The 26501-nt window shown below is 64.3% G+C and carries 27 protein-coding genes; 13 read left to right on the top strand and 14 right to left on the bottom strand.

Features of this window, described 5'->3' with window-relative positions; all coding sequences use genetic code 11:
• Window positions 1–126 precede the first annotated feature (126 nt).
• The 3 genes from coaD (at window position 127) to CLU88_RS20915 (ending at window position 1648) form a co-directional block, all read left to right on the top strand.
• Entirely contained in the window at window positions 127–627 is a 501-nt protein-coding gene (gene coaD, locus CLU88_RS20905; RefSeq protein ID WP_099658248.1) for a pantetheine-phosphate adenylyltransferase, read from the top strand.
• Between the two features lie 316 nt (window positions 628–943).
• A complete protein-coding gene (locus tag CLU88_RS20910; RefSeq protein ID WP_199173484.1) occupies window positions 944–1183 on the top strand; it encodes a hypothetical protein in 240 nt (79 codons plus the stop codon).
• A gap of 114 nt (window positions 1184–1297) precedes the next feature.
• Complete coding sequence (locus CLU88_RS20915; protein ID WP_099659053.1) at window positions 1298–1648, top strand: RNA-binding protein; 351 nt, start codon at window positions 1298–1300, stop codon at window positions 1646–1648.
• A 253-nt stretch (window positions 1649–1901) separates the two neighbouring features.
• On the opposite strand, the gene CLU88_RS20920 is transcribed toward CLU88_RS20915, so the two are convergent.
• Entirely contained in the window at window positions 1902–2873 is a 972-nt protein-coding gene (locus tag CLU88_RS20920) for a LysR family transcriptional regulator (RefSeq protein WP_099658249.1), read from the bottom strand.
• Window positions 2874–3032: 159 nt separating this feature from the next.
• Between CLU88_RS20920 and lysA the strand changes: the two genes are divergently transcribed.
• Complete coding sequence (gene lysA / locus CLU88_RS20925) at window positions 3033–4277, top strand: diaminopimelate decarboxylase (RefSeq protein ID WP_099658250.1); 1245 nt, start codon at window positions 3033–3035, stop codon at window positions 4275–4277.
• A gap of 68 nt (window positions 4278–4345) precedes the next feature.
• On the opposite strand, the gene CLU88_RS20930 is transcribed toward lysA, so the two are convergent.
• The 4 genes from CLU88_RS20930 to CLU88_RS20945 form a co-directional block, all read right to left on the bottom strand.
• The gene (locus CLU88_RS20930; protein WP_099658251.1) at window positions 4346–5356 is read right to left on the bottom strand and encodes an NAD(P)H-dependent glycerol-3-phosphate dehydrogenase; all 1011 of its coding nucleotides are present in this window, start codon (window positions 5354–5356) and stop codon (window positions 4346–4348) included.
• Window positions 5357–5468: 112 nt separating this feature from the next.
• Window positions 5469–5921, bottom strand: coding sequence for a protein-export chaperone SecB (gene secB / locus CLU88_RS20935; RefSeq protein WP_099658252.1), 453 nt, complete (start codon window positions 5919–5921; stop codon window positions 5469–5471).
• 136 nt (window positions 5922–6057) lie between these two features.
• The gene (gene grxC / locus CLU88_RS20940) at window positions 6058–6318 is read right to left on the bottom strand and encodes a glutaredoxin 3 (protein ID WP_099658253.1); all 261 of its coding nucleotides are present in this window, start codon (window positions 6316–6318) and stop codon (window positions 6058–6060) included.
• A gap of 27 nt (window positions 6319–6345) precedes the next feature.
• Window positions 6346–6753 (bottom strand): rhodanese-like domain-containing protein, encoded by a 408-nt coding sequence (locus CLU88_RS20945; protein WP_099658254.1) that lies wholly within the window; start codon window positions 6751–6753, stop codon window positions 6346–6348.
• Window positions 6754–6825: 72 nt separating this feature from the next.
• On the opposite strand from CLU88_RS20945, the gene gpmA reads away from it, so the two are divergent.
• The 4 genes from gpmA to CLU88_RS20965 all read left to right on the top strand — a co-directional run bounded on the left by gpmA (window position 6826) and on the right by CLU88_RS20965 (window position 10476).
• Window positions 6826–7569 (top strand): 2,3-diphosphoglycerate-dependent phosphoglycerate mutase, encoded by a 744-nt coding sequence (gpmA, locus tag CLU88_RS20950; RefSeq protein WP_099658255.1) that lies wholly within the window; start codon window positions 6826–6828, stop codon window positions 7567–7569.
• Between the two features lie 116 nt (window positions 7570–7685).
• Complete coding sequence (locus CLU88_RS20955) at window positions 7686–9122, top strand: S41 family peptidase (protein WP_099658256.1); 1437 nt, start codon at window positions 7686–7688, stop codon at window positions 9120–9122.
• Window positions 9123–9201: 79 nt separating this feature from the next.
• Window positions 9202–9957: a molybdopterin-synthase adenylyltransferase MoeB gene (locus tag CLU88_RS20960; RefSeq protein ID WP_099658257.1), complete on the top strand. Its 756-nt coding sequence runs from the start codon at window positions 9202–9204 to the stop codon at window positions 9955–9957.
• 144 nt (window positions 9958–10101) lie between these two features.
• Window positions 10102–10476 carry a response regulator gene (locus CLU88_RS20965; RefSeq protein ID WP_099659054.1) on the top strand — a complete coding sequence of 125 codons (375 nt, stop codon included), beginning with the start codon at window positions 10102–10104 and terminating at the stop codon, window positions 10474–10476.
• Between the two features lie 195 nt (window positions 10477–10671).
• On the opposite strand, the gene CLU88_RS20970 is transcribed toward CLU88_RS20965, so the two are convergent.
• Window positions 10672–11304 (bottom strand): response regulator transcription factor, encoded by a 633-nt coding sequence (locus tag CLU88_RS20970; protein WP_099658258.1) that lies wholly within the window; start codon window positions 11302–11304, stop codon window positions 10672–10674.
• Window positions 11305–11427: 123 nt separating this feature from the next.
• Here CLU88_RS20970 and CLU88_RS20975 point away from each other — a divergent pair, with 123 nt between their 5' ends.
• The 5 genes from CLU88_RS20975 (at window position 11428) to CLU88_RS20995 (ending at window position 15729) form a co-directional block, all read left to right on the top strand.
• Window positions 11428–12792, top strand: coding sequence for a CHASE3 domain-containing protein (locus CLU88_RS20975; RefSeq protein WP_099658259.1), 1365 nt, complete (start codon window positions 11428–11430; stop codon window positions 12790–12792).
• Between the two features lie 497 nt (window positions 12793–13289).
• A complete protein-coding gene (locus CLU88_RS20980) occupies window positions 13290–13454 on the top strand; it encodes a DUF1328 domain-containing protein (protein ID WP_099658260.1) in 165 nt (54 codons plus the stop codon).
• Window positions 13455–13539: 85 nt separating this feature from the next.
• Window positions 13540–13932, top strand: coding sequence for a DUF883 family protein (locus CLU88_RS20985; RefSeq protein WP_099658261.1), 393 nt, complete (start codon window positions 13540–13542; stop codon window positions 13930–13932).
• 152 nt (window positions 13933–14084) lie between these two features.
• Window positions 14085–14402 (top strand): BON domain-containing protein, encoded by a 318-nt coding sequence (locus tag CLU88_RS20990; protein WP_099658262.1) that lies wholly within the window; start codon window positions 14085–14087, stop codon window positions 14400–14402.
• A 217-nt stretch (window positions 14403–14619) separates the two neighbouring features.
• Window positions 14620–15729: a putative zinc-binding metallopeptidase gene (locus CLU88_RS20995; RefSeq protein WP_099659055.1), complete on the top strand. Its 1110-nt coding sequence runs from the start codon at window positions 14620–14622 to the stop codon at window positions 15727–15729.
• A gap of 87 nt (window positions 15730–15816) precedes the next feature.
• Here CLU88_RS20995 and CLU88_RS21000 read toward each other — a convergent pair whose 3' ends face one another.
• From CLU88_RS21000 to CLU88_RS21035, 8 genes are all read right to left on the bottom strand, one after another.
• Window positions 15817–17115 carry a DUF1513 domain-containing protein gene (locus tag CLU88_RS21000; RefSeq protein WP_233205542.1) on the bottom strand — a complete coding sequence of 433 codons (1299 nt, stop codon included), beginning with the start codon at window positions 17113–17115 and terminating at the stop codon, window positions 15817–15819.
• A complete protein-coding gene (locus CLU88_RS21005; RefSeq protein WP_099658264.1) occupies window positions 17099–18274 on the bottom strand; it encodes an imelysin family protein in 1176 nt (391 codons plus the stop codon). The genes CLU88_RS21000 and CLU88_RS21005 overlap by 17 nt, the downstream gene beginning before the upstream one ends.
• Window positions 18271–19752, bottom strand: coding sequence for a di-heme oxidoredictase family protein (locus CLU88_RS21010; RefSeq protein WP_099658265.1), 1482 nt, complete (start codon window positions 19750–19752; stop codon window positions 18271–18273). The genes CLU88_RS21005 and CLU88_RS21010 overlap by 4 nt, the downstream gene beginning before the upstream one ends.
• A 2-nt stretch (window positions 19753–19754) precedes the next feature.
• Complete coding sequence (locus CLU88_RS21015) at window positions 19755–20978, bottom strand: imelysin family protein (RefSeq protein WP_099658266.1); 1224 nt, start codon at window positions 20976–20978, stop codon at window positions 19755–19757.
• 356 nt (window positions 20979–21334) lie between these two features.
• Entirely contained in the window at window positions 21335–23284 is a 1950-nt protein-coding gene (locus CLU88_RS21020; RefSeq protein WP_099658267.1) for a PhoX family phosphatase, read from the bottom strand.
• Window positions 23285–23572: 288 nt separating this feature from the next.
• The gene (locus CLU88_RS21025) at window positions 23573–24385 is read right to left on the bottom strand and encodes a FecR family protein (protein WP_233205543.1); all 813 of its coding nucleotides are present in this window, start codon (window positions 24383–24385) and stop codon (window positions 23573–23575) included.
• Window positions 24342–25175 carry a BPSS1780 family membrane protein gene (locus CLU88_RS21030; RefSeq protein WP_099658268.1) on the bottom strand — a complete coding sequence of 278 codons (834 nt, stop codon included), beginning with the start codon at window positions 25173–25175 and terminating at the stop codon, window positions 24342–24344. The genes CLU88_RS21025 and CLU88_RS21030 overlap by 44 nt, the downstream gene beginning before the upstream one ends.
• 258 nt (window positions 25176–25433) lie before the next feature.
• Window positions 25434–26384, bottom strand: coding sequence for a homoserine kinase (locus tag CLU88_RS21035; protein ID WP_099658269.1), 951 nt, complete (start codon window positions 26382–26384; stop codon window positions 25434–25436).
• Window positions 26385–26501 lie beyond the last annotated feature (117 nt).

Here is a 26501-nt window from a genome sequence, read left to right on the forward strand (position 1 = left end):
TATGTGAATTGCCAAGTGGCCTGGGCTGGCCGCTGCCATCCATGTTGCAGTGCACTCTGCATAATGCGCCCACGCGGCCCGGCACAGGGCCAACGACCATTCCGTCAGCACAGGAGACAGCCCGCCATGGCCCACAACGTCCTCGCCGTTTACCCCGGAACCTTCGACCCCATCACCCTGGGCCATGAAGACGTGGTGCGCAGAGCCACCCAGTTGTTCGGCCAGGTCATCGTGGCCGTGGCCGCCGGCCACCACAAAAAAACCCTGTTCAGCCTGGAAGAGCGCATCGACATGGTCCGCGAGGCCACGCGCCAATACCCGCAGGTGCAGGTCGAGAGCTTCTCGGGCCTGCTGCGCGACTTTGTGGTGGCGCGCGGCGGCAAGGCCATGGTGCGCGGCCTGCGCGCCGTGACCGACTTTGACTACGAGTTCCAGCTTGCCGGCATGAACCGCAGCCTCATGCCGCAGGTGGAAACCGTCTTCCTCACCCCCAGCGACAAGTACCAGTTCATCAGCAGCACCTTTGTGCGCGAGATCGCGGTGCTGGGTGGCGAGGTGGACAAGTTCGTCTCGCCCGCCGTGCAAGAGCGCCTGGCGGCGAAAGTGCGGGGGATGGCGGCGGGGTGATAGGGGCCCTGCTGCAACCAGGCAGCCCCCACCCTGCGATGGGCGATGGGCCGAGCGCCAAGCGGCCAAGCGTGGCGTTATAAAACTTTGAAGAATATTGTTTGGCCTTTTTATGTGTTTGGCCATATACTGGGTGCCGTTGTATTGACAGGGCGTGGCAAGTCGCGCCGTCTTTGCAACGCTAGCACGCCGGTTTTTCACCAGCGCGTGCTAGCCGCCTTTTGCGACCCTTGTCGCCCAACTGGACGGTAGAGCTACCGCCAGCTGTGTTCCCTTGAAGCTCACGCAACCCGGTCCGGGTATGCGTTTCCCCTGAATGCACCAGATTTCCAAGACAGCCATTTCCATGGGCAAGTACGTCGTTTCGCCCGCGACACACCCGACCGACTGTGGCCGCTTTCGCGCCTCCTTCTCGGTCCACCGGTCTCAAGGCAACGGCAGCTACTGCCGCGTGTTCCGCTTTGACAAAGCCTTTGCTTCGCCCGAAGCCGCCCGTCTGTTCGCGGTGACCCAGGGCTGGCTGCAAGCTTGCATGCCGCACCCGCCGGTGTGCTGATCCATCAGCCCCCTGCCGACCCACCCTTTGCCATCGCGGCGGACTTCCAAGTCCGCACACCGATTCTTCCCCGTGCGCCGTTCGCTGCGCGCCCCTCACCAGAAAGACTTCTCCATGAGCACCAAAATTTATGTGGGCAACCTGCCTTATTTCGTGACCGATGCCAGCCTGCAAAGCAACTTTGCCGAGTTCGGCGGAGTCTCTTCCGCCAAGGTCATGATGGACCGCGAAACCGGCCGTTCCAAGGGTTTTGGCTTTGTGGAAATGGCTTCGGCAGAAGTCGCTCAGGCGGCCATTTCCGCATTGCACGGCATGTCCGTGGACGGGCGCTCGATTGTCGTGAACCTGGCCCGCCCGCGTGAGGCCGGTGGTGGCGCCGGGGGGCATAACGCTGGCGAGTACACGTCGAATAAACGCTCCGACGTGGGCTATGGCTCGGGTGGCTACGGCGGCGGTCGCTACTGATTGCTGCGCGGCTTCCTGCGCTTTCAACGAAAACCGGCCCTTGAGGCCGGTTTTTTTCGTCTGTGCTTACTGCACTGGGCTACATGCATTCAGCAGCACTGTTTAACGCGACAAACGCGGTGGTCGCAGTCACTGCCGTGCCGCCTTGGGCTTCAGCGGACGCGAAGCAGGGCAATTTGCTATGAAAATTGTAGCTTCTTGCGCTTGTTTTATAGGCGCTAGACCTGTTTTTTGTTGAATGTACGTCGCCACCTCAGGATGTCTGTGGGGCCAGCAAGCGCTGTAGCGTGGCGGTGACTTCTTGGGCTTGCTCCTGCAAAGACTGCACCAGTGGCTGGGCTTCCGGCAGCGCCGGGCGGTACAGCGGCAGCAAGGCGTTGACGCTGAACGGCACGGAGAACCCCAGCCTGCGCACCACCAGCCCTGGCCCCGCCATGGCCAGGGCCGTGAGCGGGTTGACGATGGCCAGCCCCAGGCCTTGCTGCACCATCGCGCACACGGCCACGGCGCTGTGGGTTTGCAGGTGCAACTGGCGCGCCACGCCCGCTTGGGCAAAGCGTTCGTCGATCTGGCGGCGGTAAGGGTCGTCGGCAGACAGGCTCACAAACGGCTGGCCTGCAAAGTCCTGCAAACGCAGAACGGCTTGGTTCGCCAGTGCGTGCCCGGCGGGCAGCACGGCCACTTCGTCCAGCGTCAGTAACGGCACGGCTTGCACGCCGGGGGGCGTGGCGGCTTGCTCGCTCAGGCCCAGGTCAAAGCGCTGGGCGCTCATCCATTCCTCCAGCAGCGGCGATTCTTGCGGCGTGATGGACACGCGCAGGTGGGGCTGCGTTTGCAGCAGCCGGGCGATGGCACCGGGCAGCAGGGCGTGGGCGAGGGCGGGCAGGCACAGCACCGAGAGTTGGGCCTCGTGCGATTGGCCCAGGGCCACGGCCCGCTCCACCACGCGCTCCAGCCCCTGCCACGATCGCTGCACCTCATCCCACAGGGCCAGCGCACGGGCGTTGGGGCGCAGCCGGCCCTGCTGCCGCTCAAACAGCGGGTAGCCCAGCAACTGCTCCAGCCGGGCCAGCTCGCGGCTGACGGTGGGCTGCGAGCTGGCCAGCAGGGCGGCGGCATGGGTCACGCTGCTGGCCGTCATCACGGCGCGAAAGACTTCGATGTGCCGGTGGGTGATGAGGGCGCTGCGGGCGGGGCTGGTGTTTGAAGCAGGGTGGGTGGGCATGTTCAAAGCATATCTAAAATGAATTGACTATGGAAAAATTGCCATTGGACTGGATGGATGGGCCGCGGCATGATGCGCAGGCTGCTCACCTTATGGCGGGCCATGGTGTCTTTTGTTGTTCGTTTTCCTTGCCGTGGATCGGCATTCCTGGAGCCCTGCATGTCCAACCCCTTTACCCCCGCCCAGTTGTGGTCCTTGGCCGACGCGTTTGGCACCCCGCTGTGGGTGTACGACGCGGCCACCATCCGCCAGCGCATTGCGCAGGTGTCCAACTTCGATACGGTGCGCTTTGCACAAAAGGCCTGCTCCAACATCCACATCCTCAAGCTCATGCGCGAGCAGGGCGTGAAGGTGGACGCCGTCTCGCGCGGCGAGATTCTGCGGGCGCTGGCGGCGGGCTTCAAAGCGGGTGGTGAGCCGTCTGAAATTGTGTTCACTGCCGATCTGTTCGACGCGGCCACGCTCGACTGCGTGGTAGAGCATGGTGTGCCCGTTAACGCAGGCTCCATCGACATGCTGCGCCAGCTGGGCTCCCGCTCCAAGGGCCACGCCGTGTGGCTGCGCATCAACCCCGGCTTTGGCCATGGCCACAGCAACAAGACCAACACGGGCGGCGAGCACAGCAAGCACGGCATCTGGCACACCGACTTGCCGCTGGCGCTGCAGACGATCCGCGAGCAGGGCCTGACGCTGGCGGGCCTGCACATGCACATTGGCTCGGGCGTGGACTACGGCCACCTGGCCGAAGTGTGTGGCGCCATGGTGGAGTTGGTGCGCACGGCGCATGCCGCCGGGCATGACCTGCATGCCATCTCGGCCGGTGGTGGCCTGTCCATCCCCTACCGCGCGGGCGAGCCGGTCATCGACACCCAGCACTACTACGGCCTGTGGAACACCGCACGCCAGCAGGCCGAGGCCATCGTGGGCCACAAGCTGGGGCTGGAGATTGAGCCCGGCCGCTTCCTGGTGGCCGAATCGGGCGTGCTGCTGGGCGAGGTGCGTGCCACCAAGAATGCGGGCAACAACCACTTTGTGCTGGTCGATACAGGCTTCAACGAGTTGATGCGCCCCTCGATGTACGGCAGTTACCACGCCATGAGCGTGCTGCGCCGCGATGGCAGCCAGGGCGCCAGCCAGCCCACCGTGGTGGCTGGTCCGCTGTGCGAGTCGGGCGATGTGTTCACCCAGGGCGACGGTGGCGTGGTGCTGCCGCGCGACCTGCCCGCCGCGCAGGTGGGCGACCTGGTGGTGTTGCACGACACGGGGGCTTATGGCGCCTCTATGTCCTCCAACTACAACACCCGTCCGCTGATTGCCGAAGTGCTGGTGGACGGCGCTGAGCACCGCCTGATCCGCCGCCGCCAGACGGTGGACGAGTTGCTGGCGCTGGAGTTGGGGCTGTAACACCTCGGCGAAAACAAAAGGGGGCCTTGGCGGCCCCCTTTTGTTTTCGTGATTAAGCGGCGGTTCTTTTAGACCTGCTCTGAGGCCGGGCCGCGCCCCATCAGCCTTGCCACGGCCTGGGCTGGGGTCATGCCCCCGTCCAGCAGCGCCACCACGGCCTGGGTGATGGGCATGTCCACGCCCAAGCCCGCTGCGCGCTGCGCCACAGTGCGGGCGCAGTAAACGCCCTCGGCCACATGGCCCAGGGATTCGACGGCTTGCTGCAGCGTTTTGCCCTCGGCCAGCAGCAGGCCCACGCGCCGGTTGCGCGAAAGGTCGCCAGTGGCCGTCAGCACCAGGTCGCCCATGCCCGACAGGCCCATGAAGGTCTCGGGCCGCGCGCCCAGTGCCACGCCCAGCCGGGTCATCTCGGCCAGGCCGCGTGTGATGAGTGCGGCACGGGCGTTCAGCCCCAGCTGCAGCCCATCGCACAGGCCGGTGGCAATGGCCAGCACGTTTTTTACCGCGCCGCCCACCTCCACGCCAACGATGTCTTCGTTGGCATACACCCGCACACTGGGGCTGTGGAAGGCGGCCACCAGGGTGTCGCGTACGGTCGCGTGTTCGCTGGCTGCGACCAGCGCTGTGGGCTGGTTGCGGGCCACTTCCAGCGCAAAGCTGGGGCCGCTGAGCACACCCGCGCGCAGCGCGGGCGCCACCTGGGCGCACACCTCGTGCGCTAGCAGGCCTGCGGCAGAGTGCGTGCCGTGGGCTGCCTCAAACCCTTTGCACAGCCAAGCCACAGGGGCGGCACTGCCCTGCAACTGTGTGAGCATGCCGCGCAGGGCGGCCATGGGGGTGGCCACGATGATGAGGTCTGCCTGCGCGCAAGCGGCCAGTGCGTCGCCACTGGCCAGTTGCAAAGAGGGGGGCAGCGCAATGCCGGGCAGGTAGTGGCGGTTTTCATGCAGTGCCTGCATGCTGCTGGCCTGTGTTGCGCTACGGGCCCACAGCGTGACCTGGTGGCCCGCAGGGTGCTGCGCCGCGCTCAGTGCTACGGCAGTGCCCCAGGCGCCTGCGCCGAGTACTACGATTTTCATAGCTGCTTACGCCCTTGTATCAAGCAAAAGGGGCCCGAAGGCCCCTTGTTGGTCTGCAATCCAATCTGCAAAATGAATCGCAAATGGGAGCCAATGCAGCGATGCCGGTGGCTTACTGGGCCACGGCGGTGTCGGCCGCTGCGGCTTGCTGTTGCTGCTCGTACATGGCCTGGAAGTTGATTTCGGCCAGGTGCACGGGCGGGAAGCCAGCGCGGTTGATCAGATCGGCCACGTTGCCGCGCAGGTAGGGGTACACGATCTGGGGGCAAGCGATGCCCATGATGGCGCCCATTTGGTCTTCAGGGATGTTGCGCACTTCAAAGATGCCTGCTTGCTTGGCTTCGACCAGGAACACGGTCTTTTCCTTGATCTTGGTCTGCACGGTGGCCGTGACGCAGATTTCGTAGATGCCATCGGCTACGGGGGCGGCTTCCACACCCAGCTGGATGTCCACGCTGGGTTGCTCTTGTTCGAGCAGGATGGCGGGGGAGTTGGGCTGCTCGAGCGACAGGTCCTTCAGGTAAACGCGCTGGATCTGGAAAACGGGGGTGTCTTGATCGGCCATGGGTTAAGTCTCTCTACTTACGATTTACGTTTGCTCAAACTGAAGTTGCTTGCAAAACAAAACCCGCCGGGGATCAGCTCCCGCAGCGGGCACATGGGGCTGCATTATGCAGCGCCCGTAGGTGGGGTTGCCAGAATCAGGCAGCGCCCAGCAGCGGCATCAAGCCCCCACGTCCGTCCAGTGCCACCAGATCGTCGTGGCCGCCCACATGGGTGGTGCCAATGAAGATTTGCGGCACGGTGCGCCGGCCGGTGATCTCCATCATGTGGTTGCGGGCTTCGGGGTCCATGTCGATGCGGATTTCCTCAATCTGCTCCACGCCTTTGGATTTGAGAATCTGCTTGGCGCGAATGCAGTAAGGGCAGACGGCGGTGGTGTACATCTTGACGGGTTGCATGGTGCTCTCCTGCAGTAAATGGCGCGTTCAGGCTTTTTCGACGGGCATGCTGGCATCGCGCCAGGCTTTGAGGCCGCCGGCCAGGGCTTCGGCTTTTTCGTAGCCCAGTTTTTTGGCCACAGCCACCGCGCGGTTGGCTCGGGCGCCAGAGGCACACACCAGCACCACGGGCAGGCTTTTGTTCTTGACGAGGCTGGGCAGGCGCTCTTCGAGTTGGCCCAGGGGCACGTTTTTAGCGCCACCCACGTGGCCTGCGGCAAATTCCTCGGCTTCGCATACGTCGATGACGACGGCTTTTTCCCGGTTGATGAGTTGCACGGCCTGGGCCGGGGAAAGCGAGCCAGCGCTAGCGCTGCGCAGTGTGGGCCACAGCAGCATGCTGCCCGATGCGAGGGCTACGACGAGCAAATACCAGTTGTCGATGAAGAATTTCACGAAGATTCCTTGGGTTGGCAAACAGAGCAATTTTAGAATGTAAGGTTTTGACCCGCTCTTTCTAGGGAAACCATGCACAAACTCGTTCTGATCCGCCACGGCGAATCCACCTGGAACCTTGAAAACCGCTTCACCGGCTGGACCGACGTGGACCTCACCCCCACGGGCGTGGACCAGGCCAAGAACGCCGGCCGCCTGCTCAAGGCCGAGGGTTACGAGTTTGATGTGGCCTACACCAGTGTGCTCAAGCGTGCCACGCGCACCCTGTGGCATGCCCTGGACGAGATGGACCGCACCTGGTTGCCCGTGGTGCACAGCTGGCGCCTGAACGAGCGCCACTACGGCGCGCTGCAGGGCCTGAACAAGGGCGACATGGCCAAGCAATATGGCGATGAGCAGGTGCTGGTGTGGCGCCGCAGCTACGACACCCCCCCGCCAGCGCTGGAAGCCACCGACCCCCGCAGCGAGCGCAGCGACATCCGCTACAGCCAGCTCAGCCCCGAGCAAATCCCGCTGACCGAGTGCCTCAAGGACACCGTGGCCCGCGTGCTGCCGTTTTGGAACGACACCATGGCCCCGGCCATTCGCTCGGGCCAGCGCGTGGTGGTGGCTGCGCACGGCAATTCCATCCGCGCCCTGGTCAAGTACCTGGACAACATCTCCGACGGCGATATCGTGGGCCTGAACATTCCCAACGGGATTCCGCTGGTTTACGAGCTGGACGACAACCTCAAGCCCATCCGCCACTACTATCTGGGCGATGCAGAAGCTGCGGCCAAGGCCGCTGCAGCCGTGGCTTCGCAAGGCAAAGCGTAAAGACGCTGTAAATCTGCGGGAAAATCCCTCCAGATCCTGCCAAAGTGAGCGCCCGCGCGGAACTGCGACGGGCGCGGCCCTTCCAAGGTGTATATTGAAGCGGTAAAAGGTGTTGTATGGGCCAGAAACTCAAAATTGCAGGATGGGTGTCGGTAGGTGTGGTGGCCGGTGCGCTGACCACCGTGTCATTGCAGACCGTGGCACGCGGTGCCATGGTGCCGCTTCCGCTGGAAGAAATGCAGCAGCTGTCTGCCGTGTTTGGCCTTGTCAGGACCGACTATGTCGAGCCTGTGGATGACAAGAAGCTCATGACCGATGCCATCTCGGGCATGGTCTCTAGCCTGGACCCGCACTCGCAGTATTTCGACAAGAAGTCGTTCAAGGAATTCCGCGAAGGCACCACGGGCCGCTTTGTGGGCGTGGGCATCGAGATCACGCAGGAAGAGGGCCTCATCAAGGTGGTGTCCCCCATCGAGGGCTCACCTGCCTTCCGCGCTGGGCTCAAGACCAACGACCTGATCACCAAGATCGACGACACCGCCGTCAAGGGCCTGTCGCTCAGCGATTCGGTCAAGCGCATGCGGGGCGAGCCCAACACCAAGGTCACGCTCACCATCTTCCGCAAGGACGAAAACCGCTCCTTCCCGGTGACCATCATCCGTGAAGAAATCAAGACCCAGTCCGTCAAAGGCAAGGTGATGGAGCCAGGTTATGCCTGGATCCGCTTGTCTCAGTTCCAGGAACGTACGGTGGACGACTTTGTGCGCAAGGTCGAAGACGTCTACAAGCAAGACCCTAACCTGAAGGGCCTGGTGCTGGACTTGCGCAACGACCCCGGTGGTTTGCTGGATGCGGCGGTGGCGATCTCGGCAGCTTTCTTGCCTGAGAACGTGACCGTGGTCAGCACCAACGGCCAGTTGGCTGAGAGCAAAGCGACTTACAAGGCGTCGCCCGAGTTTTACCAGCGCCGCAGCGGCAGCGACCCTCTGCGCCGCCTGCCCGCAGGGATCAAATCGGTGCCCCTGGTGGTGCTGGTCAATGAGGGGTCCGCCTCTGCCAGCGAAATCGTGGCCGGTGCGTTGCAAGACCACAAGCGCGCCACCATCATGGGCAGCCAGACCTTCGGCAAGGGTTCGGTGCAAACCGTGCGGCCTTTGGGGCCGGACACGGGCATCAAGCTCACCACCGCCCGCTACTACACCCCCAGCGGCAAGTCCATCCAGGCCAAGGGCATCGTGCCTGACGTCATGATCGACGAGTCGGAAGAGGGTAACGTGTTTGCCGCCCTGCGCATGCGTGAAGCCGACCTGGACAAGCACCTGGGCAGCGGCCAAGGCGAAGAGCAAAAGGACGAGGCCCGCGAAAAGGCCCGTGAGGAAGCGCGCAAGCGTCTGGAAGAAGAAGCCAAAAAGCCAGCAGCTGAGCGCAAGCTTCCCGAGTTTGGTACCGACAAAGACTTCCAGCTCACGCAGGCGCTCAATAAGCTCAAGGGCCGTGAAGTCCTGGTGAGCAAGACGCTGACCGAGCGCAAGGAAGAAAAGAAGGAAAACTAAGCCCCGCTTGGTTTTCTGTGTGAACAAGGCCGGGCTCCCGCAAGGAGCCCGGCCTTTTTAACGTGGTGGATGACAAACAATGACCGATGAACAGCTGCTGCGCTACTCGCGCCATATCCTGCTCGATGAGGTAGGGATTGAAGGACAGGAGCGGGTGCTGGCCGCGAATGCATTGGTCATTGGTGCCGGTGGGTTGGGCTCGCCAGCAGCCTTGTACCTGGGCTCTGCCGGGGTGGGGCGCATCACGCTGGTAGACCATGATGTGGTCGACCTGACCAACCTGCAGCGGCAGGTGGCCCACACCACCGACCGGGTGGGGCAGCCCAAGGTAGCGTCGGCTGCGCAGGCGGTGCACGCCATCAACCCCGATGTGCACATCACGACCTTGCAGCAGAAGGCCGATGAAGCGCTGCTCGACACCTGGGTGCCCCAGGCCAGCGTGGTGCTGGACTGCAGCGACAACTACACCACACGCCATGCCGTCAATGCAGCCTGCATTCGCCATGGTGTGCCTTTGGTGGCGGGGGCGGTGATCCGGTTTGATGGCCAGATCATGGTGTTCGACCCACGCGATGCGGCGTCGCCCTGCTACGCGTGCATGTTTGCGCCGGATGCAGAGTTTGAAGAGGTGCAATGCTCCACCATGGGCGTCTTTGCGCCGCTGGTGGGGGTGATAGGCGCCATGCAGGCGGCAGAGGCGCTCAAGCTGGTGTCGGGGGCTGCGCCAGCGATGACGGGGCGGCTCTTGATGCTGGACGGACGCAGCATGGAGTGGAGCACGATGAACGTTCCGCGCGACAGCGGCTGCAAGGTTTGCAGCCATCGCGGCCCGTAACGACAGGCCTGCCGATGGGGCAGGGAGTAGGAATATTCCTACGGTCTGCGCCAGTGCTGGCTGGCAAAATTGTAAAAAAGATGCACGTACAGTAAGGGCTCGGCCGCACCTCGTTTGTGGGAGGCCAGAGCATTGGGCCAGCCTGTGAAACTCCGTACCTACATTGTTGAAGACAACGCCACCATCCGCGAAAATCTCATTGGCACTCTGGAAGAGCTTGCGTCGATAGAGCCGGTAGGTTTCGCCGAAACCGAGGACGAAGGCAAGACCTGGCTCACAGAGCGCGCAGCCCAGTGGGACTTGGCGATTGTGGATCTCTTCTTGCGCCAAGGCAGCGGCCTGGGGGTGCTGGAGGCTTGCCGTGCACGCAACCCCGATCAAAAAATGGTGGTGCTGAGCAACTACGCCACCCCTGACATCCGCATGCGCTGCGCCCAACTGGGCGTGGATGCGGTGTTTGACAAGTCCAACGAAATCGATGCGCTGGTGGATTACTGCATGGAACGCAGCCGCCCTTGAGGTGCGCTTTGCAGTGATCGTGCGGTGGCACTGACTGTGTTTTTGCACTGCCGCCCACGCGGTGGGGGCCATCGTTGGGAGCCGCTTTCCTCACGCGCTGGAGACTCTGGTATGGCGGCTTGCGTGCTTGTGGCAAGGCCTAGGGCGCGGCGCAACCCCAATGGCCCATCGGGCAGGCGAAGCCTGCCCTCCCTGTCAATCAATCAGCTGGTTCTTGAGCGCGTAGTACGTCAGGTCGCTGTTGGACGAGAGTGCCATTTTCTCCATCAGCCGCGTGCGGTAGGTGCTGACGGTTTTGACGCTCAGCGACAAGTCTTTGGCAATGTCTCCGGCGGTTTCGCCTTTGGCCAGTTTCAAGAAGACCTGGAACTCGCGTTCGGACAGTTGTTCATGCGGCGGGGCATCGTCCTTGCGGTTGAGCTGCTGCGCAAGCAGGTCTGCCACGGTGGGGGTGAGGTAGCGTTTTCCCAGCGAGATGACGCGAATCGCTTCCACGATCTCGGAAGGCTCGCACTCCTTGTTCAGATAGCCGCTGGCACCCTGGCGGATGAGGTTGATGGCGTAGTGTTCTTCAGGGTAGCCGCTCAGGATGAGGATGCCCATGTCTGGCGCCTTGGCACGCAGCATGGCCAGTGCATCCAGGCCGCTTTGGCCGGGCATCGACAGGTCCATCAGCAGCACGTCGATTTCATGGTTGCGCACCAGGTCGATGGCTTCACGGCCGTTAGACGCTTCGCCTTCCACCCGCAGATCAACATGCTCCGACAGGAACTGGCGCAAGCCAGTGCGAACAATTGCGTGGTCATCCACAATGCCAATTTTGATCATTGAACGTTCTTTCAAAAGGGCGGACAAGCCGCCTGCGGTGAGATGTTGAAACCCTGCGGTGGGTGCTGTTTGGCCGGTAGCGCGCAGCACGCAGACCATGAAACTCTATCCTGATTCCAATCTATGACACTGCAAGCAACCTTTCAGCGCTGGCTTCCCAAGGTGCGGCGCATGGCGCTGAGCCTGCCCATGGCCCTACTCGCCGCTGCAGTATTGGTGGGTATCAATGAAACGGGGCACATGCGTTCGCAGGATGCCGTGCGCCAGATGAGCCAGTGGCAGGTAACGCGCGGCGCGGTCAATAGTTTGCTGCAAAGCATGCTGGACGCAGAAACGGGCCAGCGGGGTTATCTGCTCACGGGCAACGACACCTACCTCGAGCCCTACGACAAGGCCATGACGGCGGTGCAAAGCCACCTGGATACGCTGCGCAACCAGTTCGTGGATTCGAGAGAAGATTTGCAAGAGGTGGCCCACCTGTCGCGCCAGGTGTCGCGCAAGCTGGCCGAGATGGAGCTGAGCCTGCGGCTGCGCAGGCAAGGCAATGAAGATGCCTGGAAGTTCGTCTTGCACACCGACATGGGGCGCGAGAACATGGACGAAATCCGCAAACACGCGCATGCGCTGATTGAGCGCAGCTCGGCCAAGGTCCAACTGGGGCAGGAGCAGATTCTGCAATCGCTGATGCTCTCGCGCATTGGCATTGCGACGGTGACGGCGATTGGCCTGCTGGCGTTTTTCATGTACCTGCGCCAAGCCCATGCGCTGCTGTTGGTCAACCAGCGCGAGCAGGCACTGCTGGAGTACGAGCGTGACCGGCTGGAGGGCCTGGTGCGCGAGCGCACGGCCACGCTGTCCGAGCTGGCCAACCACCTGCAGCAAGTGCGCGAAGACGAGCGCGGCCACCTGGCCCGCGAGCTGCATGATGAACTGGGAGCGCTGCTCACGGCGGCCAAGCTCGATGTGGCGCGGTTGAAGTCCAAGATCGACGCCACGGTGCCCGACGTGGCCGAGCGCCTCAAACACCTGACAGACACGCTCAACAGCGGCATCGCCCTCAAGCGCCGCATCATCGAAGACCTGCGGCCTTCATCGCTCTCGCACCTGGGGCTGACGGCTGCGCTAGAAATTTTGACCCGCGAATACGCACAGCGCGCTGGCATCGAGGTGGAAACCAACCTGGAGCAGGTGGAGCTCCCTGGGGGCGCGCAGTTGACGGTGTACCGCATGGTGCAAGAAGCACTGACCAACATTGGCAAATACGCCCAGGCCACCAAAGTGCTGGTGTCGGTGCACGCCCACCCCAAGCATGTGGCGGTGCAGGTACATGACAACGGCACGGGCTTTGACCCCGCCAGCGTGCGCGTTTCCTCGCACGGGCTGGCGGGCATGCGCCACCGGGTGGAGGCTGCCGGCGGGCGCCTGAGCGTGCACTCCAGCCCAGGCAACGGCACGTTGCTGTCTGCTGTGCTGCCCCTGCAGCGTTGATCGCTGCTGCTGGCCTGCCAGAGGGCTCCTGGCATGCCCAGCAGGCCAGCGGATCGCACTTCGCGGCATCGCGGCATAAGGCCCGGCCGTTGCCCGCGATGGCCCTGGCGTGCCGTCATCGACCGCATGGCAGGCTGCACTTTCTGGGCACTTTCTGGGCACTTTCGCGCCTAGCGCAGGCCCGTGGCATCGCCCAGGCCCAGGCCGTCAGGCGCCGTCCTACACCGCCCCCGTCTGCCCACTGACATGCGGCTGCGCCAGCCACCGGCACGGGCAGGCCGCTTGAAAACCTACAGTGGAACCCAGCGAGTTGCTCCACAACTCTCTGCACATCAAACAGAACGGGCCGGGCCTACCGGAAAGTCTGGGCAGACAACAGGCATGGCCTGACACTGCCGAGCCGTGTGCAGTGACCTGTGGCCCATCACGCCAAGCGCCGAGATGGCGGCGCGCTCTTCAACCGCCGGTGATCTGCTGGCACTTTCTGGGAGAAGTTCATGTTGCATTACGCCGTTGTGTTTTTGGTGATTGCGCTGGTTGCCGCCCTGTTTGGCTTTGGTGGCATCGCAGCCGGGGCCGTGGGCATCGCAAAGATTCTGTTCTTTGTGTTTGTGATCATGGCCGTTGTGACCTTCGTGTTTGGCTTGCTCAAGCGGGGCTGAGCTTCAAGGCCCACCCGCCTGCAGTGCACCGCCACCCGTGTCCTTCACTGCCACATCCACTGTTACCACTGACAAGGAGTTACCGATGAGCATCCAAACGAGTACCGAGAAGTTGAGCCACACCGCCCGCAACCTGGCCGATGACGTGCTGCAAAGCGCAGAAGAAGCCGTCAAGGCCACCCGCACCAAGGCAGATGCCTCTTTGAGCCTGGCCGAAGGCAGGGTGCGCCAGTTGCGCGAAGACGCCAGCCCCGCGATTCAAGACCTGGCTTCCCGTGCACAAGACATCGCTGCGCGCAGCATTGAATACTGCGCTGAAACCAGTGACCGCGCCCGCCGCCAGTTGCGCCACGCCTCTGAAGCCACCTCGCGCTATGTGGCAGAGCAACCCGGCAAATCGGTTGCGATTGCTGTGGCCTCGGGGGCCGCCTTGGGGGCATTGGCCCTGTGGTTGTCGCGCCGCAACCGCATGCATTGAATTTGATTTTCTGCGGGCGCAGGGGCGGGTGCCGTGTCTGGCACGCACCTTTGCGCCAGCCTCAATCCCTTGGCCACGGAGGGTGCAACAGGCCAGTGGGTTGATTGTGTTGTCAGCACCCGCGTTCTCCAATCTCCAACGAAGGAATTCCCATGAAATACGCACGTGCCCTTGCTTTTGCTGCCGTGACCGGCATCACCGTTCTGGCCGCTACGGGTTGCTCCGTGGCCCGAGACCAGCAGACTGTGGGTGCCTACGTCGATGACGCAGGCATCACCACCGCCGTGAAGGCCAAGATGGCAGAAGACAAAACCGTTTCCGCCACCTCCATCAGCGTGGAGACCTTGAACGGCACCGTACAGCTGTCTGGCTTTGCCAAGTCGCAGGCCGAGAAGAACCAGGCCGAAAACATCGCCCGCAACACCAAGCATGTGCGCGAAGTGCGCAACAGCATCGTGGTGCGCCCTTGATGTTGTAATGCCTTGACGGATCGGGGGTCTGTGAAGGCCCCTGGACCCAACAGCGACAGGGCGCAGGTGCCCACGCAGTCCCCGTCGCTCATCGCAAGCCCACCCGTTGCCATGCAGCGGGTGGGTTTGTTTTTTTCCAGAGTCTTGCCGCATGGGCCCATGCTTGCTGCATGGGGCGTGTGCGGACGAACCTGCTCAAGGGGTAAGCTTCGGCACCATGCGCGTATTCAATTGCGACCACTGCGGTCACCTGGTTTTTTTTGACAGCGTGCAATGCCTGCACTGCGGCAGCACGTTGGCATTTGTGCCCGACCAGCTCAGCATGGCGGCGCTGACCCCTGCACCCCAGGATGGCCCTGACCTGTGGCGGCGCATGGGCGAGCGCGGCGGCTCGGCCCACAGCGGCAAGCTCTACCGCATGTGCCACAACCGCACGGCCCACGGTGCCTGCAACTTTGCTGTGCCTGCCAACGACTATTCGCCGCTGTGCGTCTCGTGCCGGCAGACACGCGTGCTGCCAGACCTTTCAGAGCCCGCCAACCTGGGGCGCTGGCAGCAAGTCGAGGCCGCCAAAAGGCAGCTTTTTTACACCCTGGCGCGCCTGGGGCTGGAGCCCGTGCCCGGTCGATCAGGGCCGGTGTTTGAGTTTCTGGCCGACTGGCCCGGCGGCCCAGAGGTGCTGACGGGCCACCTGGGTGGCACCATCACCCTGAATGTGGCCGAGGCCGATGACGACGAGCGCGCCCGCAGGCGCATTGCATTGGGCGAGCCCTACCGCACGCTGATCGGCCATTTGCGGCACGAGTCCGGGCATTTTTACTGGGATCAACTGGTGCGCGATGGCGGCAGGCTCGATGCCTTTCGCAGCGTGTTTGGCGACGAGCGGCAAGACTATGCCCAGGCCCTGAGCGCGCACTACGCCAAGGGCAACGACCTGGGCGACTGGGCGCAGCGCCATGTGAGCGCTTATGCGTCAGCACACCCCTGGGAAGACTGGGCCGAGACCTGGGCGCACTACCTGCACTTGGTGGACTTGCTGGAAACCGCAGCCAGCTACCAAACCACGGTGATGGTGCCCGAGCCGCATGCCTCTTGGCTGCACAGCATGCAAGACCCCTTTGGCACCCCGCCGCCGGGGTTTGACGACATGGTGCGCCAATGGGTGCCGCTCACCCTGCTGCTCAACAGCCTGAACCGCAGCCTGGGGCAAAGCGATGCCTACCCGTTTGCCTTGTCGGCTGGGGCCATGGGCAAGCTCCGGTTTGTGCACGAGCTGGTGCAGTCTGTGCGGCTGGCGGACGACGCCCGTCGCAGCGACATGCAGTGAGTTTGCTATAAAAAATATAGCTGCTAGCGCTTATTTATCAAGCGCTAGAGGTCAATTTTGTTATGAATTGGATGGTGGCGCGTGACTTCAGGCGGCCCGGACCAGTCCCCAATGGTTGTCTAGCCTGGCCTGGTGCAACGCGCCCGGGTGGGTGAGTGCCTGCGTGCTGACGGGGGCTCCAGGCACCCGCTGGTGCAACAGGCTCTGGCCCAGGCCACCGGCCCACAGCCGGGCCCCGTCGGATGCCAGCGCGCACACTTCCGCCAGCGCGATCTGCCCGGTGCGCAGCCCTTGGGCATTGAACAGCACTGCGCAGCCTGCCTTGGGGCAGCTCACGGCCCAGCCCTCGGGCGTGGCCACAATGCTGCCGCCATAGCCCTGCAAGTTGGTCGGCGCTTGCACAGCGGGCACGGAGGCCTCCGCCAGCGCACTGGCTCCAGTCTGCGCTGCATGGCCCACCTGGGGCTCTGCGTGCAACGCCTGTCCATCAAAGCGGGCGTGCACGGGGGCGGCGTGGCGCAGGGCCGGGTCATCGTGCTCAGCCTGCAGCGCAATGCCCAGCACCGTGCCCGCCGGGTTCCAGGCCAGGTGGCGCAGGCTCAGGCGCGGGTCGTCCAGCCGCCACTGGCCCAGCAACTCGCCGGTGGTGCCATCCAGCCGCACCAGCGATGAATCCATGCGGTGCATGTCGCGCTTGGCACGGCCGGTTTCGGGGGCGGTGGGCACGCCACCATTGGCCACGATGAGGGTGGGGGCGCCGGTTTTGCTGCTGGTGCTGTGGCGGTCCCAGATCAGCTCGTGCGCATCCATGCCATGGGTGGGCCATTCGGCCACTTTCTCCAGCGTGCGCGCATCGCGCACGCCCACCAGGCTGACGCCGGTTTCCACGTCGGTCTCTGTGGTGTAGAGCGTTTGGCCGTCTGGGCCCGCCAGCACATGGCCGTTGAAGGTGCGGTCTGGAAACGCAGCCTCGGCGGTCTGCCACCGCCACAGCGGTGCTGTGTGGCGGCCCGGGTGCCAGCGCACCATCCAGTCACCAGGGCGGCGGGCCACGGCCAGCACCGATCCATCGGGCAAGGCGACCACCCCGTGGGGGCGCGAGGGCACTTCCAACGCCGCTTGCACGCGCAGTTGCAGGCCCGCCACCGACAGCAGCCCGATGTGAAAGCTGCCCTGCGCCTCCCACGCTGCGGCCAAGGTGGCGCTGTTGGTGTGGGTGGCGTTGTTTGGGCGGGTGCTGGCTGCGGCAGCCTGCGCTGTGCGGGGCAGCAGCGCCCAGGTACTTAGCCCCCCCAGGCCTGCCAGCAGGGCCAGGGCGGTGCGGCGCTGCAGCGCCGCTGGCGCAGCCTGGCCCGTAGCTGATGTGGGCTCAATCCCCATCGGCATCTGAAAAACCAATGCTCACCTGAAGTGCAGGCGCCACTTCCGATTCGGCCAGGAACTTGAGCGCCGCCAGGTCGCGCGCAGCCTGCTGGATGGCGGGCTTGCCTTTGACCCCGGCCTTTTGCACCTGCGCCATCGAGGCATCCACCTTCTGCGCCGCCTGGTGGAGCTTGTCGGCCAGCGGGTTCATGCCCTTGCCACGCAGATAGGTCTCCAGCGGCACCAGCGCTTCGCCGGGGGCGGGCGTGGGCGCTTGGGCGGGTTGCTGGGTCACGGTGCTCAGCCCCTTCCAGGTGGCGGCCCAGGCGGCCAGCGTGTCCTGGCTGGCGCTGCGTGGGTACTCGGGCGGCTTGCTGCCCTGGGCTGCGCGCAGGGGCTTTTCCATGTGGGCCCAGCGCAGGCGCTCAATGCCGCCCACCCACTGGTTCACGAATTCGCTCATGGCCTGGGTGGATTGTTCTTGCTGTTCCTCGGCACCCCAGTCACTGGACGCCGTGCGGGCAAAGTCGGCGGCCACAGCGGTGGCCTCGCGGGCCACGTCCAAGGCCACTTCGTGCGCGTAGCTGCAAGCGGGCGTGCCGGGCTGTGCTGGGCGCGTCCACAGCAGCCACTCCAGCGCTGGCAGGCCCTTGGCAGGGGTGCCGATGCGTTCAAAAGCCTTGGCGCCCTGGGGTTGTGCCTGGATGGCTTTTTCAATCAGGGCCGGGCGTGTGGGGGCGAAGTCGATGGCGCGCTGCGTGCGGCGCGCAATCACCGGGCCGATGGCGATGGCCGAGAGTTCTTCCCAAGCGCGGGTGGTGCCCAGCCATGCGTTGCGGGCTGATTCCAGTGCGGCCTTGGATGCGTTGGTGTCCGCGTTGCCACTGCACATTGCCGCCATCGCGTTGGTGAGTGCCTGCGCGCTGCGGTCAAACGCCTGCGCCCGGGGCAGGGCCCAGTGGCTGTAGATGCCTTGCAGTGCGTGCACCGTGTCATAAAACGGCACGGCCTCGCGTTGCCAGGTGGGCGCTGCGTGGGGGGGCGTGTTTTTGACCTGTGCATGGGCAGCCAAGTGCAGGGTTGGCGCGACGGTCAGCAGCAGTGCGCACAGTGCCCATGCCTGGCTCAACGGTTTGCGCGTGCTTGCAGGCGTGCTTGTGCGGCTTTGGGGTGCATGGGTCATAGCGATTCCACAAATTTCACGAGCGCTTCGCGGTCAGCCTTCTTCATCTTGAGCACCTGGTCCTTGGCTGCCTCGGCCTCGCCACCGTGCCATAGCACGGCCTCCAGCACACCGCGGGCGCGGCCATCGTGCAGCAGACGGGTGTGGCCGTTCACGTCCTTGATGAGGCCGGTGCCCCACAGCGGCGGGGTCTTCCACTGGCGGCCATTGGCGCCAAAGTCAGGGCGGCCATCGGCCAGGCGCTCGCCCATGTCGTGCAGCAGCAAGTCGGTGTAGGGCCAGATGCGCTGGCCGCTCAGCGCCTTGCTCGTCAGGTGCGGGAAGGGGCCGGTTTGCGTGACGTAGCTCGGCCGGTGGCAGGTGGCGCACTGGGCCTGCGCAAACAAGGCCTGGCCGCGCAGCACCTGGGCATCGTTGATGCTGCGGCGCGCAGGCGGCGCCAGCGTGGCCTGGTAGAAGATCACGTCGGCCAGGGTCTTGTCGTCAATCTCCACGCCGGGTTGCCCTTGCACTGCAGCGCTTTGGCCGCTGGGCGCAGCCAGGCAGTCTTTTTGCGCAGGGGTGCAGGCCTCGGCGGCAAAGTGGCGCGAGGTGATGCCCATGTCGCCCACAAACGCTCCGCCCGTCTGGTGCGCAATGGTGGCCACGTTGGCCTTCCAGCCAAAGCGGCCCAGCATCATGCGGCCTGATGGCGCATCCCACACTTGGTTGGGCGTGCCCTTGATGGGGCCTGCCGCAGCAGCCTGGTCGGCCGCATTGGCCAGGATGTCGGCCTCGGCAATGGCTTCGAGCAGGCCCACGCCGATGATCTGCGGCGCAATCCGGGGGCTCAGCATCACGTCGGGGTGCATGGGGCCGTAGCCCAGGTCGGCAAAGCCGTACGCGGGCTTTTGCAGCGCGTAGGGTGTGCCGTCGGCAAACTTGCCTTTGACGGTGTCGTAGCGCAGCGTCACGCGGCCTTCGGGCTTCACGCCCTGGATGGCTGTGTTGTTGAACTGGTCGCCATAGGTGGGCTCGTGCTTGGGCCCGCCATGCGCATCGGCGCCAGGGATGGACAGGCGAATCAGCAGCGCCACCGTCGGGTCTTTGGTCTCGCCCAGGCGGTTGAAGATGGCTGGCGGCTCGCCCCGGCCGTCCTGCACATGGCAGCCACCGCACGATCGCGCAATGAAATGCGGACCCAGGCCATCCCGGGCCTTGGTCGATGCGGGGGCCTCGACCCAGTTGCGGCGAAAGAACGAGTTGCCAATGACAAAGCGCGTGCGCTCCTCGTCGCTGAGGTTGGCGGCGGGGAACGAGAACGCATTGCGCCCCGTGGCAAACACCGTGGTGTCGCCGCCCGTTTTTTCACCCAAGGGGTCGGGCTGGGGCGCGGCCGTCAAAAGGCCCACGCTCAGGCAGGCGAGGGCGGCGATACCGGTGCTGGCTGCTGCCAGGCGCGCGGCGCGCTGGCGGCGAATGGCTTGCGGACGCTGCATGCTCAAGGCTGCACCAGGGTCAATTTGGTGATGCCAATGGCATTGGCGGCGGCGACCAGGTCCTTGCTTTGCTGCGTCAGGCTGTCGATGGTCTTCTGGATGCGCTGGCGGCCTGGCGCTTCCTTGCCGCCAATGATCTCGCGGTCAAACGGCGCCTGGATGCCCTCGGCCGCTGCCACCGATGCGGCGATTTGCTGCGTGGTCTTTTCGGCCAGGGCCGCGTCCTTGGCGGCCACCAGGTCGCGCAGCGATGGGCCCATGAGCACCGTGCCATCGGCCTGCTTGTACTGGCCCAGCCACACGTTTTGGATGCCCAGCGCATTGGTCACTGCGTCGCGGTGGGTGTTGTCCGAGAAGCACGAGTGCTCGTCTTCCTGGTCCTGGCTGTTGAGGGCCACCTCCAGCCGTTCGCCCGCCAGCTCGCCGCGCGAGAGCGAGCCCAGGCCCACCAGCATCTTGCGCACCGACTCGCGGTTGCCCTTGACGAAGCGGGCGCGGTAGTTGTTCTTGGCGTCCGGGGCCCAGGCCTTCACCAGCGTGGTGAGGTCATCGATGAGCAGGTCCGTCACCACGTTCAGGTACTGGCGACGGCGGTCGGCGTTGGGGGCCTTGCCGTCCACAAAGTCTTCAAAGTTGCGATCGCCCGGGCCGGTCTCAGACAGGTCCTGGCCCCACAGGAAGAACTCGATGGCGTGCCAGCCCGTGGCAATGTTCTCCTCGCCGCCGCGCTCGTTTTGCGCCGAGAGGTTTTTCTTGTTGATGACGAACTTGCGGTTGTTCACCAGGCCCGCGTTGGGCTTGCCCTGCACGCTGTCCACAAACGACTCGTCCATGGGCCACGCGTTGATGCGGCCCTCAGGCCCGTTGTCGTTGTCGATGGGGCCGCCATAAAAGCGGAAGGCCTCGGTCTGCCCGTAGAACTCGCGCGCCGCCAGCCAGGTCTTGCGGGCCTCGGCCAGCGTGGCGGCCGAGGGCTGCGCGGTGAAGGCTGTCACCGCCGTTTGCAGAGCCTTGGCAGCGGTGAGGGTGTCGCTGTAGCTGGTGTGGACCAGGTGGGCGTAGTGCGCCACCACCTGGGGGGCTGCCACGGCGGCTGCCGCAGCCTGGGGGGCGGCCACCGCCGCTGGGCTGGAAGGAGCCTGGGCTTGGGCCACCGATGCGGCCGAGCCCAGTGCACTGATCAGGAGTGCCATGACAGGCATGGTTTTGGTGAAAGGTGTGTGCATGCTGGGCTCCTTAGAGATGGCTTGGCCTGTGCGCTGCCGCAGCAGTGCATGGCCAGGGATAGGAAGAAGGTGCGTGCGGCAGAGGTGCCAACGCTAGGGGGCTGGGCACGCAAGCTGATCGCTGGGTCGTGCCGCAGTGAATTGTAAGTTAATAAGAGTGATTTGCATTTAATGCAGTGCCTGACGCCAGGGAATACTTGACCCTGTGGAGGCACTGCGCAGCAGGCGTTGCCGTGCGGGTGCTGGTCGGGTGTCTGATCGCTCCGGTGTTGCCCAGGCCAGCAAAAAAGCCAGCCGGGCTGTATGGCCCGGCTGGCTTTTTGTAGTGCCCCTTTTGCTGGGGGCAAGGCTTGCGCTTAGCCCAGTTTCATCTGGCTGGGTGTGCCGGTGAGGTAGCCCACAGCAGCGCCCGACTTGTTTTTGTAGTTGGCGCGGATCATCGGGTCCAGCGTGTCTTTGACGACGCTGTGAATGCTGCCCCAGTCACCTGCGTGCTGGAAGTTGCTCATGATGTAGGTCCAGCCGTTGATCTCGTCCACAGCGTGCAGGCCGGTGGATTCGCCACCTGCCGGGATCGACATGAGGCGGGACAGCTGCTTGGTGTCCACGTTGTAGGCCCACAGGAAGTTGTTCACGTGCTGGCTGCTGTCTTCGCCAATGAACAGGGTGCGCAGCTTTTCAGAGAACTTCAGGTTGTCAGGGTTGGCCACCTTGTTGGGGTTGGCGGTGTTGCCCAGGGCGTCGGCGGTGATGTCTTCACCGGCCATCAGCACCTTGGTGTCTGCGGGCATCCACTCGCTGTTGATGGCGCCGCCATCGGTGTCCTTCTGGCCACCGCGCAGGTTCAGTGCCATGACAGCACCGGCCACCAGTTGCTTGGGCACAGAGATGCCGTTGCCGGGCACGTTGGCGGCGTTGCCTGCCACCATGGACGACTGGATGTTCTGCAGCGCAGAGTAGGCAATCTTGTCCTTGGCGTTGACTGTGGTGCCTTCCATCTTGGTGAAGCCCAGGCTGGCGCCGAGGTAGGCGGCATAGCGGTGGGTTTCCAGGAAGGCAGCGGCCTTTTCCATGCCGGGGTTCAGCTTGATCCACTCGGTCTTGCCGTTGGCCACGATCTTGGTGTAGCTGGCATCGGCCGGGTCGGTGGTCTTCACGGTCATGATGTCCGTGGGCTTGAGCGTGTTGGCCAGGTTCTCGATCTCGGCGCTGGTGGCAGAGCCCAGCTTGATCCAGGTGAGCGCAGCGGCGCTGTTGGCTGCGGGGTCGATGGAGAAGCCAGAGCCCACCTTGGCCACATACAGCGAGCCCGAGGACAGGTCTTTTTCCTTGTCTGCCACAAACACAAAGTAGGCGCTGTTGGTGGCGTCATCGCCCATCAATGCCGTGCGCTGGTCGGGCATGACCTGCACCAGCTCGTGCGAAATGCGGCCCATGCAGAAGTGCTTCTTGATGCTGGCGGTGCCATCGGCGTTGACGGTCACTTCGGGCATGTGGCCGTAGTGGTAGGGGTTGGCCGTGGCTTCGTTGCCATACAGGTTCTTGCTGTAGGCCTTGAACATGGTGTTGCTGGCGATGCTGAAGGCATCGGGTTCGTACTCTTCGCTGGACAGGTGCGTGCCCCAGGGCGAGAGGCTGGCGCCGCAGGTGATCCACAGGCCGTGCACCTTGGAGGTGTCCACGTTGTGGTACTTCACCAGGCTGAGCTTGCCTGTGTCCTGGTCTTGGTCCAGCGTCAGCACGGCGATGGGCGATGGCAGCTTGCCGTACATGTCGGTCTTACCGTCTTGCGCCCAAGTGGTGTATTCAAACTGCACCACGGCAAACACAGGCTTGCCCTTGACACCGTCCACCTTGGCATTGGCCACGGTCAGCAGCGAGGTGCCATCAGGCGAGTCAGAGAAGAACTGGCGCTCAGACCCTGCCACGGAGGTGTCCGTGATGGCCTTGTTGTTGATGTCGTAGTAGCCGCCAGCCAGCAGCTTGCCGCCCTTGCCATCAGACACCATGTCGCCCGTGACGAAGAAGGGCTGGTAGGCCAGTTGGAACGAGCGCACGGAGTTGTCGCTCAGGGTCACGTTCAGTGCCGAGCCCACCGTGGTGGTTGCCATGGCGGCAGGGTTGGCCAGCGTGGGTGCGGCCATCGAGGTGAAACTGGCGGAAACAAAGCTGGCACTGGTGCTGTCGCTACCACCGCCGCAGGCTGTCAAAAAGGAGGTGGCAGCCGTTGCGCCCAGGGGTAGCATGGGAACCCCCGCCAGAAATTGCAGTGCTTTGCGGCGGGTGGTCAGCGAGGATTGGGACATGTCTTGGTATTTCCAGTGGGGTATTGCGTTACTGCAGACCACACCACGTTCGACCCAGTGGGCCAGGCACTGCGGTCGGTGGTCGTGATCACCAGCCAGCGATGCTAGAAATATCCTGTGACACTTCGTTGATGCTTTTGTGTCAATTACGTGACGGACACCCACTATCCGCCGCGTTGTCTGTGCGCACGCGTGGCACCCCGACGAGTCCCTTGAGACAGGGGATGAGAGACCCACCAAACACCAAAATCAGTGGCCTGGGCGACTTGTTGCGGGGCCCTGGGCCGCTCAGTAGGGGCTGTTTTCCCCGTAAGACGGCTGCACGGTGCGCGCAGGCTTGGGTGCCGCACTGGCTGGCGCCGGGTAGTTCATCTGCCCGCTGCCATCCTTGGTGCCTTTGCGCCCGGCAATCTGCCAAGCGGTGCGCTGGCCGATCAGGCTGGCGAGGAACTCCAGCTCTTCATCGGTGTGGTTGATGGCGCCCGCAGGCGTGAGCAGCCGGCCATTGCGCGGCGCGGTCTCGGCCCAGAAGGACTGGTGGTACACCGACTGGCTGACCAGGCTTTCGCTGCCAGCGGCCAGGTCCACCGTGCCATAGCAATTGCAGAAATAGCCCCGCAGGGCCTGCTCGGGGAACACCTCGGCATACACCCCCGTGCCCCGGATGCCCGCCGTGAGGGTGGGCAGGGCCACCTGCCGGTCTGTGCCCTTGCCCCACACGCTGGCCACTGCGCCGGTCAGCAAACGCAGCACCTTGACGGTGGTGGACTCCTCGCCCTTGCCGTCGCCCTCGAGTGCGACACGCGTGTTCTGCCGCAGCATGAAGGCGCTGCTGCCCACGGCAAACACGGCGGTGGAGCCTGGGCCCGTCTCAATGCGGTCGCCCGTGGCAATGCTGTCGTGTGCCGTCAGCGCCCGGCCATTGCGCAGCACGTCCCCACGCAGCTCAACGATATTGCTGCGGGACTGGGCCTGCGCTGCCATCCAGCCACCGGTGGTGGCCCATGCGGCGGCGGCTTGCAGCAGGCCGCGACGCCGGTGCCAGCGCAGCTCGTCTTCAGTTCGGCCCAGCAGTTGGGGCGTCGGAGGGTGGTGTGTCATGGGGTGCCTCGTGCAGCAGGCTCTCGGGCGGCTCAAAGCAGTCCCTGAAGATAAACACCGCGCAAGTCAGGATCATGGTGGCCATCATCATGGCGGCGGCCATCAGCAGGCTGCCAATGCCTTCGCCACCCAGCCCCAGCAGCAGCGAGATGATGCTGATCACCAGCGCCCCCAGCACCCCAATGCCCAGCCAGGTGAAGAGGAACACCAGGCAGGCCCCGGCGTTGCGCACGCAGGCCATCATGCTGAAGAACAAGGCCTTGACGGGCGGGACGCCGTGCCAGTGCACCAGGCCCGGCGCATGCCAGAACAGCAGCGACAGAGGGAGTGACAGCAAGGTGGCCAGCCACATGGCTTTCTGAAAGCTCGGGTCTGACGTCATTTGCGCGGTGACTGGTGTGCCGTCCATGTACACCTGCACAAAGCGCCCGCCATCAACCAGCGCCGACAGGCCCATGATGCCCAGAAAGCCCAGCGCATACAGCACGCCCAGCAGCAGCATGTGGCGCAGGTGCTGGCGGCCTTTGCGGAAGGTGACCAGCAGCAGCGCCGGTGTGGGTCGGTGGCCCTGGATGGACTCGCCCGTGGCCACCATCATGGCCAGTGTGACGGAGGGCAGCAGCACCAGCGAGGCAATGCTGCCCAGCACGGGCACGCTGGCCAGCAGCTGCATCGCAACAAACGAAATAAAGAACAGCGCCGCCAGGGCCATGGGCTGGCGCCGGAACGCTTGCACGCCCAGTTTGACCCAGGTGAAGCCAGTCTTGGCGGGAACGATGTGGAGTTTCATGGAGTGGGTGGTGGTGTGGTCCGTGGCGGGCGGTGTGTGTGCCTGCTAGCTCATCGCGCGCCAGAGAGTGAATTTACCCCAGCGCGCTGCAGCCGGTCTGGGCAAAGGGCTATCGCCTGGGGTTGTGTTGGTGCGGGGCCCGAGGTTGAGGGGCGCTGCTGGCCCCGCAAACCTACCGTGTGTGCCGGTGCAGACGGCACCCGGGAGCGCTCTGGCGCTTTGGCGTTGCAGGGGCGCGATGGATGGATCGATGGGACGTCAGGCTTGCACCGGGTGCGCAATGCGCCCCTGCAGCACCCGCTCAAAGTGGGTCGGGTCGTGCGGCTTGAGCATGGACGCCTCGCGGGGCAGGTAAAAGTCCCACAGGCGCGAGATCCAAAAGCGCAGCGCCCCGGCGCGCAGCATGGCGGGCAGCAGCTCGCGCTCTGCCGCTGTCAGGGGGCGCACGGACTGGTAGGCGGTGAGCATGGCCGTGGCGCGCTCGGTGTGGTGTGTGCCGGTGGGCAGGTCAATGCACCAGTCGTTCAGGCACACCGCCAGGTCAAACAGCCAGGTGTCCACGCCCGCAAAGTAAAAGTCGAAGAAGCCCGTCAGGGTGTCCTCGGCAAACATCACGTTGTCGCGGAACAGGTCGGCATGCACCGGGCCACGGGGCAAGGCGGCGTAGGTGGACGACGCTGCCACATGGTTCTGGTAGGCCAGCTCAGACTGCAGCAGCGCGGCCTGGGCAGTGTCCAGGTGCGGCAGCACCACGGGCACGGTTTCGTTCCACCAGGGCAGGCCGCGCAGGTTGGGCTGGTGGCGGTCAAAATCGCGCCCCACCAGGTGCATGCGCGCCAGCATGGCGCCCACGGCGGCGCAGTGCACGGGCTCGGGGGCCAGTTGGCTCTTGCCGCGCAGCTTGCTCACCACCGCCGCAGGCTTGCCCGCCACGGTGTGCAGGATTTCGCCGTACTTGTCACCACGCGGCTCGGGCACGGGGATGCCGCCGTGCGCCAGGTGCTTCATCAGGTGCAGGTAAAACGGCAGTTGCACCGCCGTCAGGCGCTCGAACAGCGTGAGGACGAACTCGCCTTGCGAGCTGGTCAAAAAATAGTTGGTGTTTTCAATGCCGCCCTCAATGCCGCGCAGTTCCACCAGTTCGCCAATTTGCAATCGGCGCAGCACTTCGCGTGCATCTTTTTTGGAGACTTCGGTAAAAACAGCCATCGTTCAGCTCAGCAGGGGAGAAAGTAAGGGGCGGGGGAATCACGGGCCCAGCCCGTGCCGAGGCCATGGCCCCCATGCGGGTGCGGGGCAGGGCGTGCAGTGCGGCGGGCCCTCAAG

Source organism: Acidovorax sp. 56 (genome assembly GCF_002749705.1).
GTDB lineage: Bacteria > Pseudomonadota > Gammaproteobacteria > Burkholderiales > Burkholderiaceae_C > Acidovorax.

What these genes read in the sequence shown, in the direction of transcription:
- coaD (WP_099658248.1), top strand. Translation starts at nt 127, where the DNA reads ATGGCCCACAACGTCCTCGCCGTTTACCCCGGAACCTTCGACCCCATC.
- CLU88_RS20910 (WP_199173484.1), top strand. Translation starts at nt 944, where the DNA reads ATGCACCAGATTTCCAAGACAGCCATTTCCATGGGCAAGTACGTCGTT.
- CLU88_RS20915 (WP_099659053.1), top strand. Translation starts at nt 1,298, where the DNA reads ATGAGCACCAAAATTTATGTGGGCAACCTGCCTTATTTCGTGACCGAT.
- CLU88_RS20920 (WP_099658249.1), bottom strand. Translation starts at nt 2,873, where the DNA reads ATGCCCACCCACCCTGCTTCAAACACCAGCCCCGCCCGCAGCGCCCTC.
- lysA (WP_099658250.1), top strand. Translation starts at nt 3,033, where the DNA reads ATGTCCAACCCCTTTACCCCCGCCCAGTTGTGGTCCTTGGCCGACGCG.
- CLU88_RS20930 (WP_099658251.1), bottom strand. Translation starts at nt 5,356, where the DNA reads ATGAAAATCGTAGTACTCGGCGCAGGCGCCTGGGGCACTGCCGTAGCA.
- secB (WP_099658252.1), bottom strand. Translation starts at nt 5,921, where the DNA reads ATGGCCGATCAAGACACCCCCGTTTTCCAGATCCAGCGCGTTTACCTG.
- grxC (WP_099658253.1), bottom strand. Translation starts at nt 6,318, where the DNA reads ATGCAACCCGTCAAGATGTACACCACCGCCGTCTGCCCTTACTGCATT.
- gpmA (WP_099658255.1), top strand. Translation starts at nt 6,826, where the DNA reads ATGCACAAACTCGTTCTGATCCGCCACGGCGAATCCACCTGGAACCTT.
- CLU88_RS20955 (WP_099658256.1), top strand. Translation starts at nt 7,686, where the DNA reads ATGGGCCAGAAACTCAAAATTGCAGGATGGGTGTCGGTAGGTGTGGTG.
- CLU88_RS20960 (WP_099658257.1), top strand. Translation starts at nt 9,202, where the DNA reads ATGACCGATGAACAGCTGCTGCGCTACTCGCGCCATATCCTGCTCGAT.
- CLU88_RS20970 (WP_099658258.1), bottom strand. Translation starts at nt 11,304, where the DNA reads ATGATCAAAATTGGCATTGTGGATGACCACGCAATTGTTCGCACTGGC.
- CLU88_RS20975 (WP_099658259.1), top strand. Translation starts at nt 11,428, where the DNA reads ATGACACTGCAAGCAACCTTTCAGCGCTGGCTTCCCAAGGTGCGGCGC.
- CLU88_RS20980 (WP_099658260.1), top strand. Translation starts at nt 13,290, where the DNA reads ATGTTGCATTACGCCGTTGTGTTTTTGGTGATTGCGCTGGTTGCCGCC.
- CLU88_RS20985 (WP_099658261.1), top strand. Translation starts at nt 13,540, where the DNA reads ATGAGCATCCAAACGAGTACCGAGAAGTTGAGCCACACCGCCCGCAAC.
- CLU88_RS20990 (WP_099658262.1), top strand. Translation starts at nt 14,085, where the DNA reads ATGAAATACGCACGTGCCCTTGCTTTTGCTGCCGTGACCGGCATCACC.
- CLU88_RS20995 (WP_099659055.1), top strand. Translation starts at nt 14,620, where the DNA reads ATGCGCGTATTCAATTGCGACCACTGCGGTCACCTGGTTTTTTTTGAC.
- CLU88_RS21000 (WP_233205542.1), bottom strand. Translation starts at nt 17,115, where the DNA reads ATGCCGATGGGGATTGAGCCCACATCAGCTACGGGCCAGGCTGCGCCA.
- CLU88_RS21005 (WP_099658264.1), bottom strand. Translation starts at nt 18,274, where the DNA reads ATGACCCATGCACCCCAAAGCCGCACAAGCACGCCTGCAAGCACGCGC.
- CLU88_RS21010 (WP_099658265.1), bottom strand. Translation starts at nt 19,752, where the DNA reads ATGCAGCGTCCGCAAGCCATTCGCCGCCAGCGCGCCGCGCGCCTGGCA.
- CLU88_RS21015 (WP_099658266.1), bottom strand. Translation starts at nt 20,978, where the DNA reads ATGCACACACCTTTCACCAAAACCATGCCTGTCATGGCACTCCTGATC.
- CLU88_RS21020 (WP_099658267.1), bottom strand. Translation starts at nt 23,284, where the DNA reads ATGTCCCAATCCTCGCTGACCACCCGCCGCAAAGCACTGCAATTTCTG.
- CLU88_RS21025 (WP_233205543.1), bottom strand. Translation starts at nt 24,385, where the DNA reads ATGACACACCACCCTCCGACGCCCCAACTGCTGGGCCGAACTGAAGAC.
- CLU88_RS21030 (WP_099658268.1), bottom strand. Translation starts at nt 25,175, where the DNA reads ATGAAACTCCACATCGTTCCCGCCAAGACTGGCTTCACCTGGGTCAAA.
- CLU88_RS21035 (WP_099658269.1), bottom strand. Translation starts at nt 26,384, where the DNA reads ATGGCTGTTTTTACCGAAGTCTCCAAAAAAGATGCACGCGAAGTGCTG.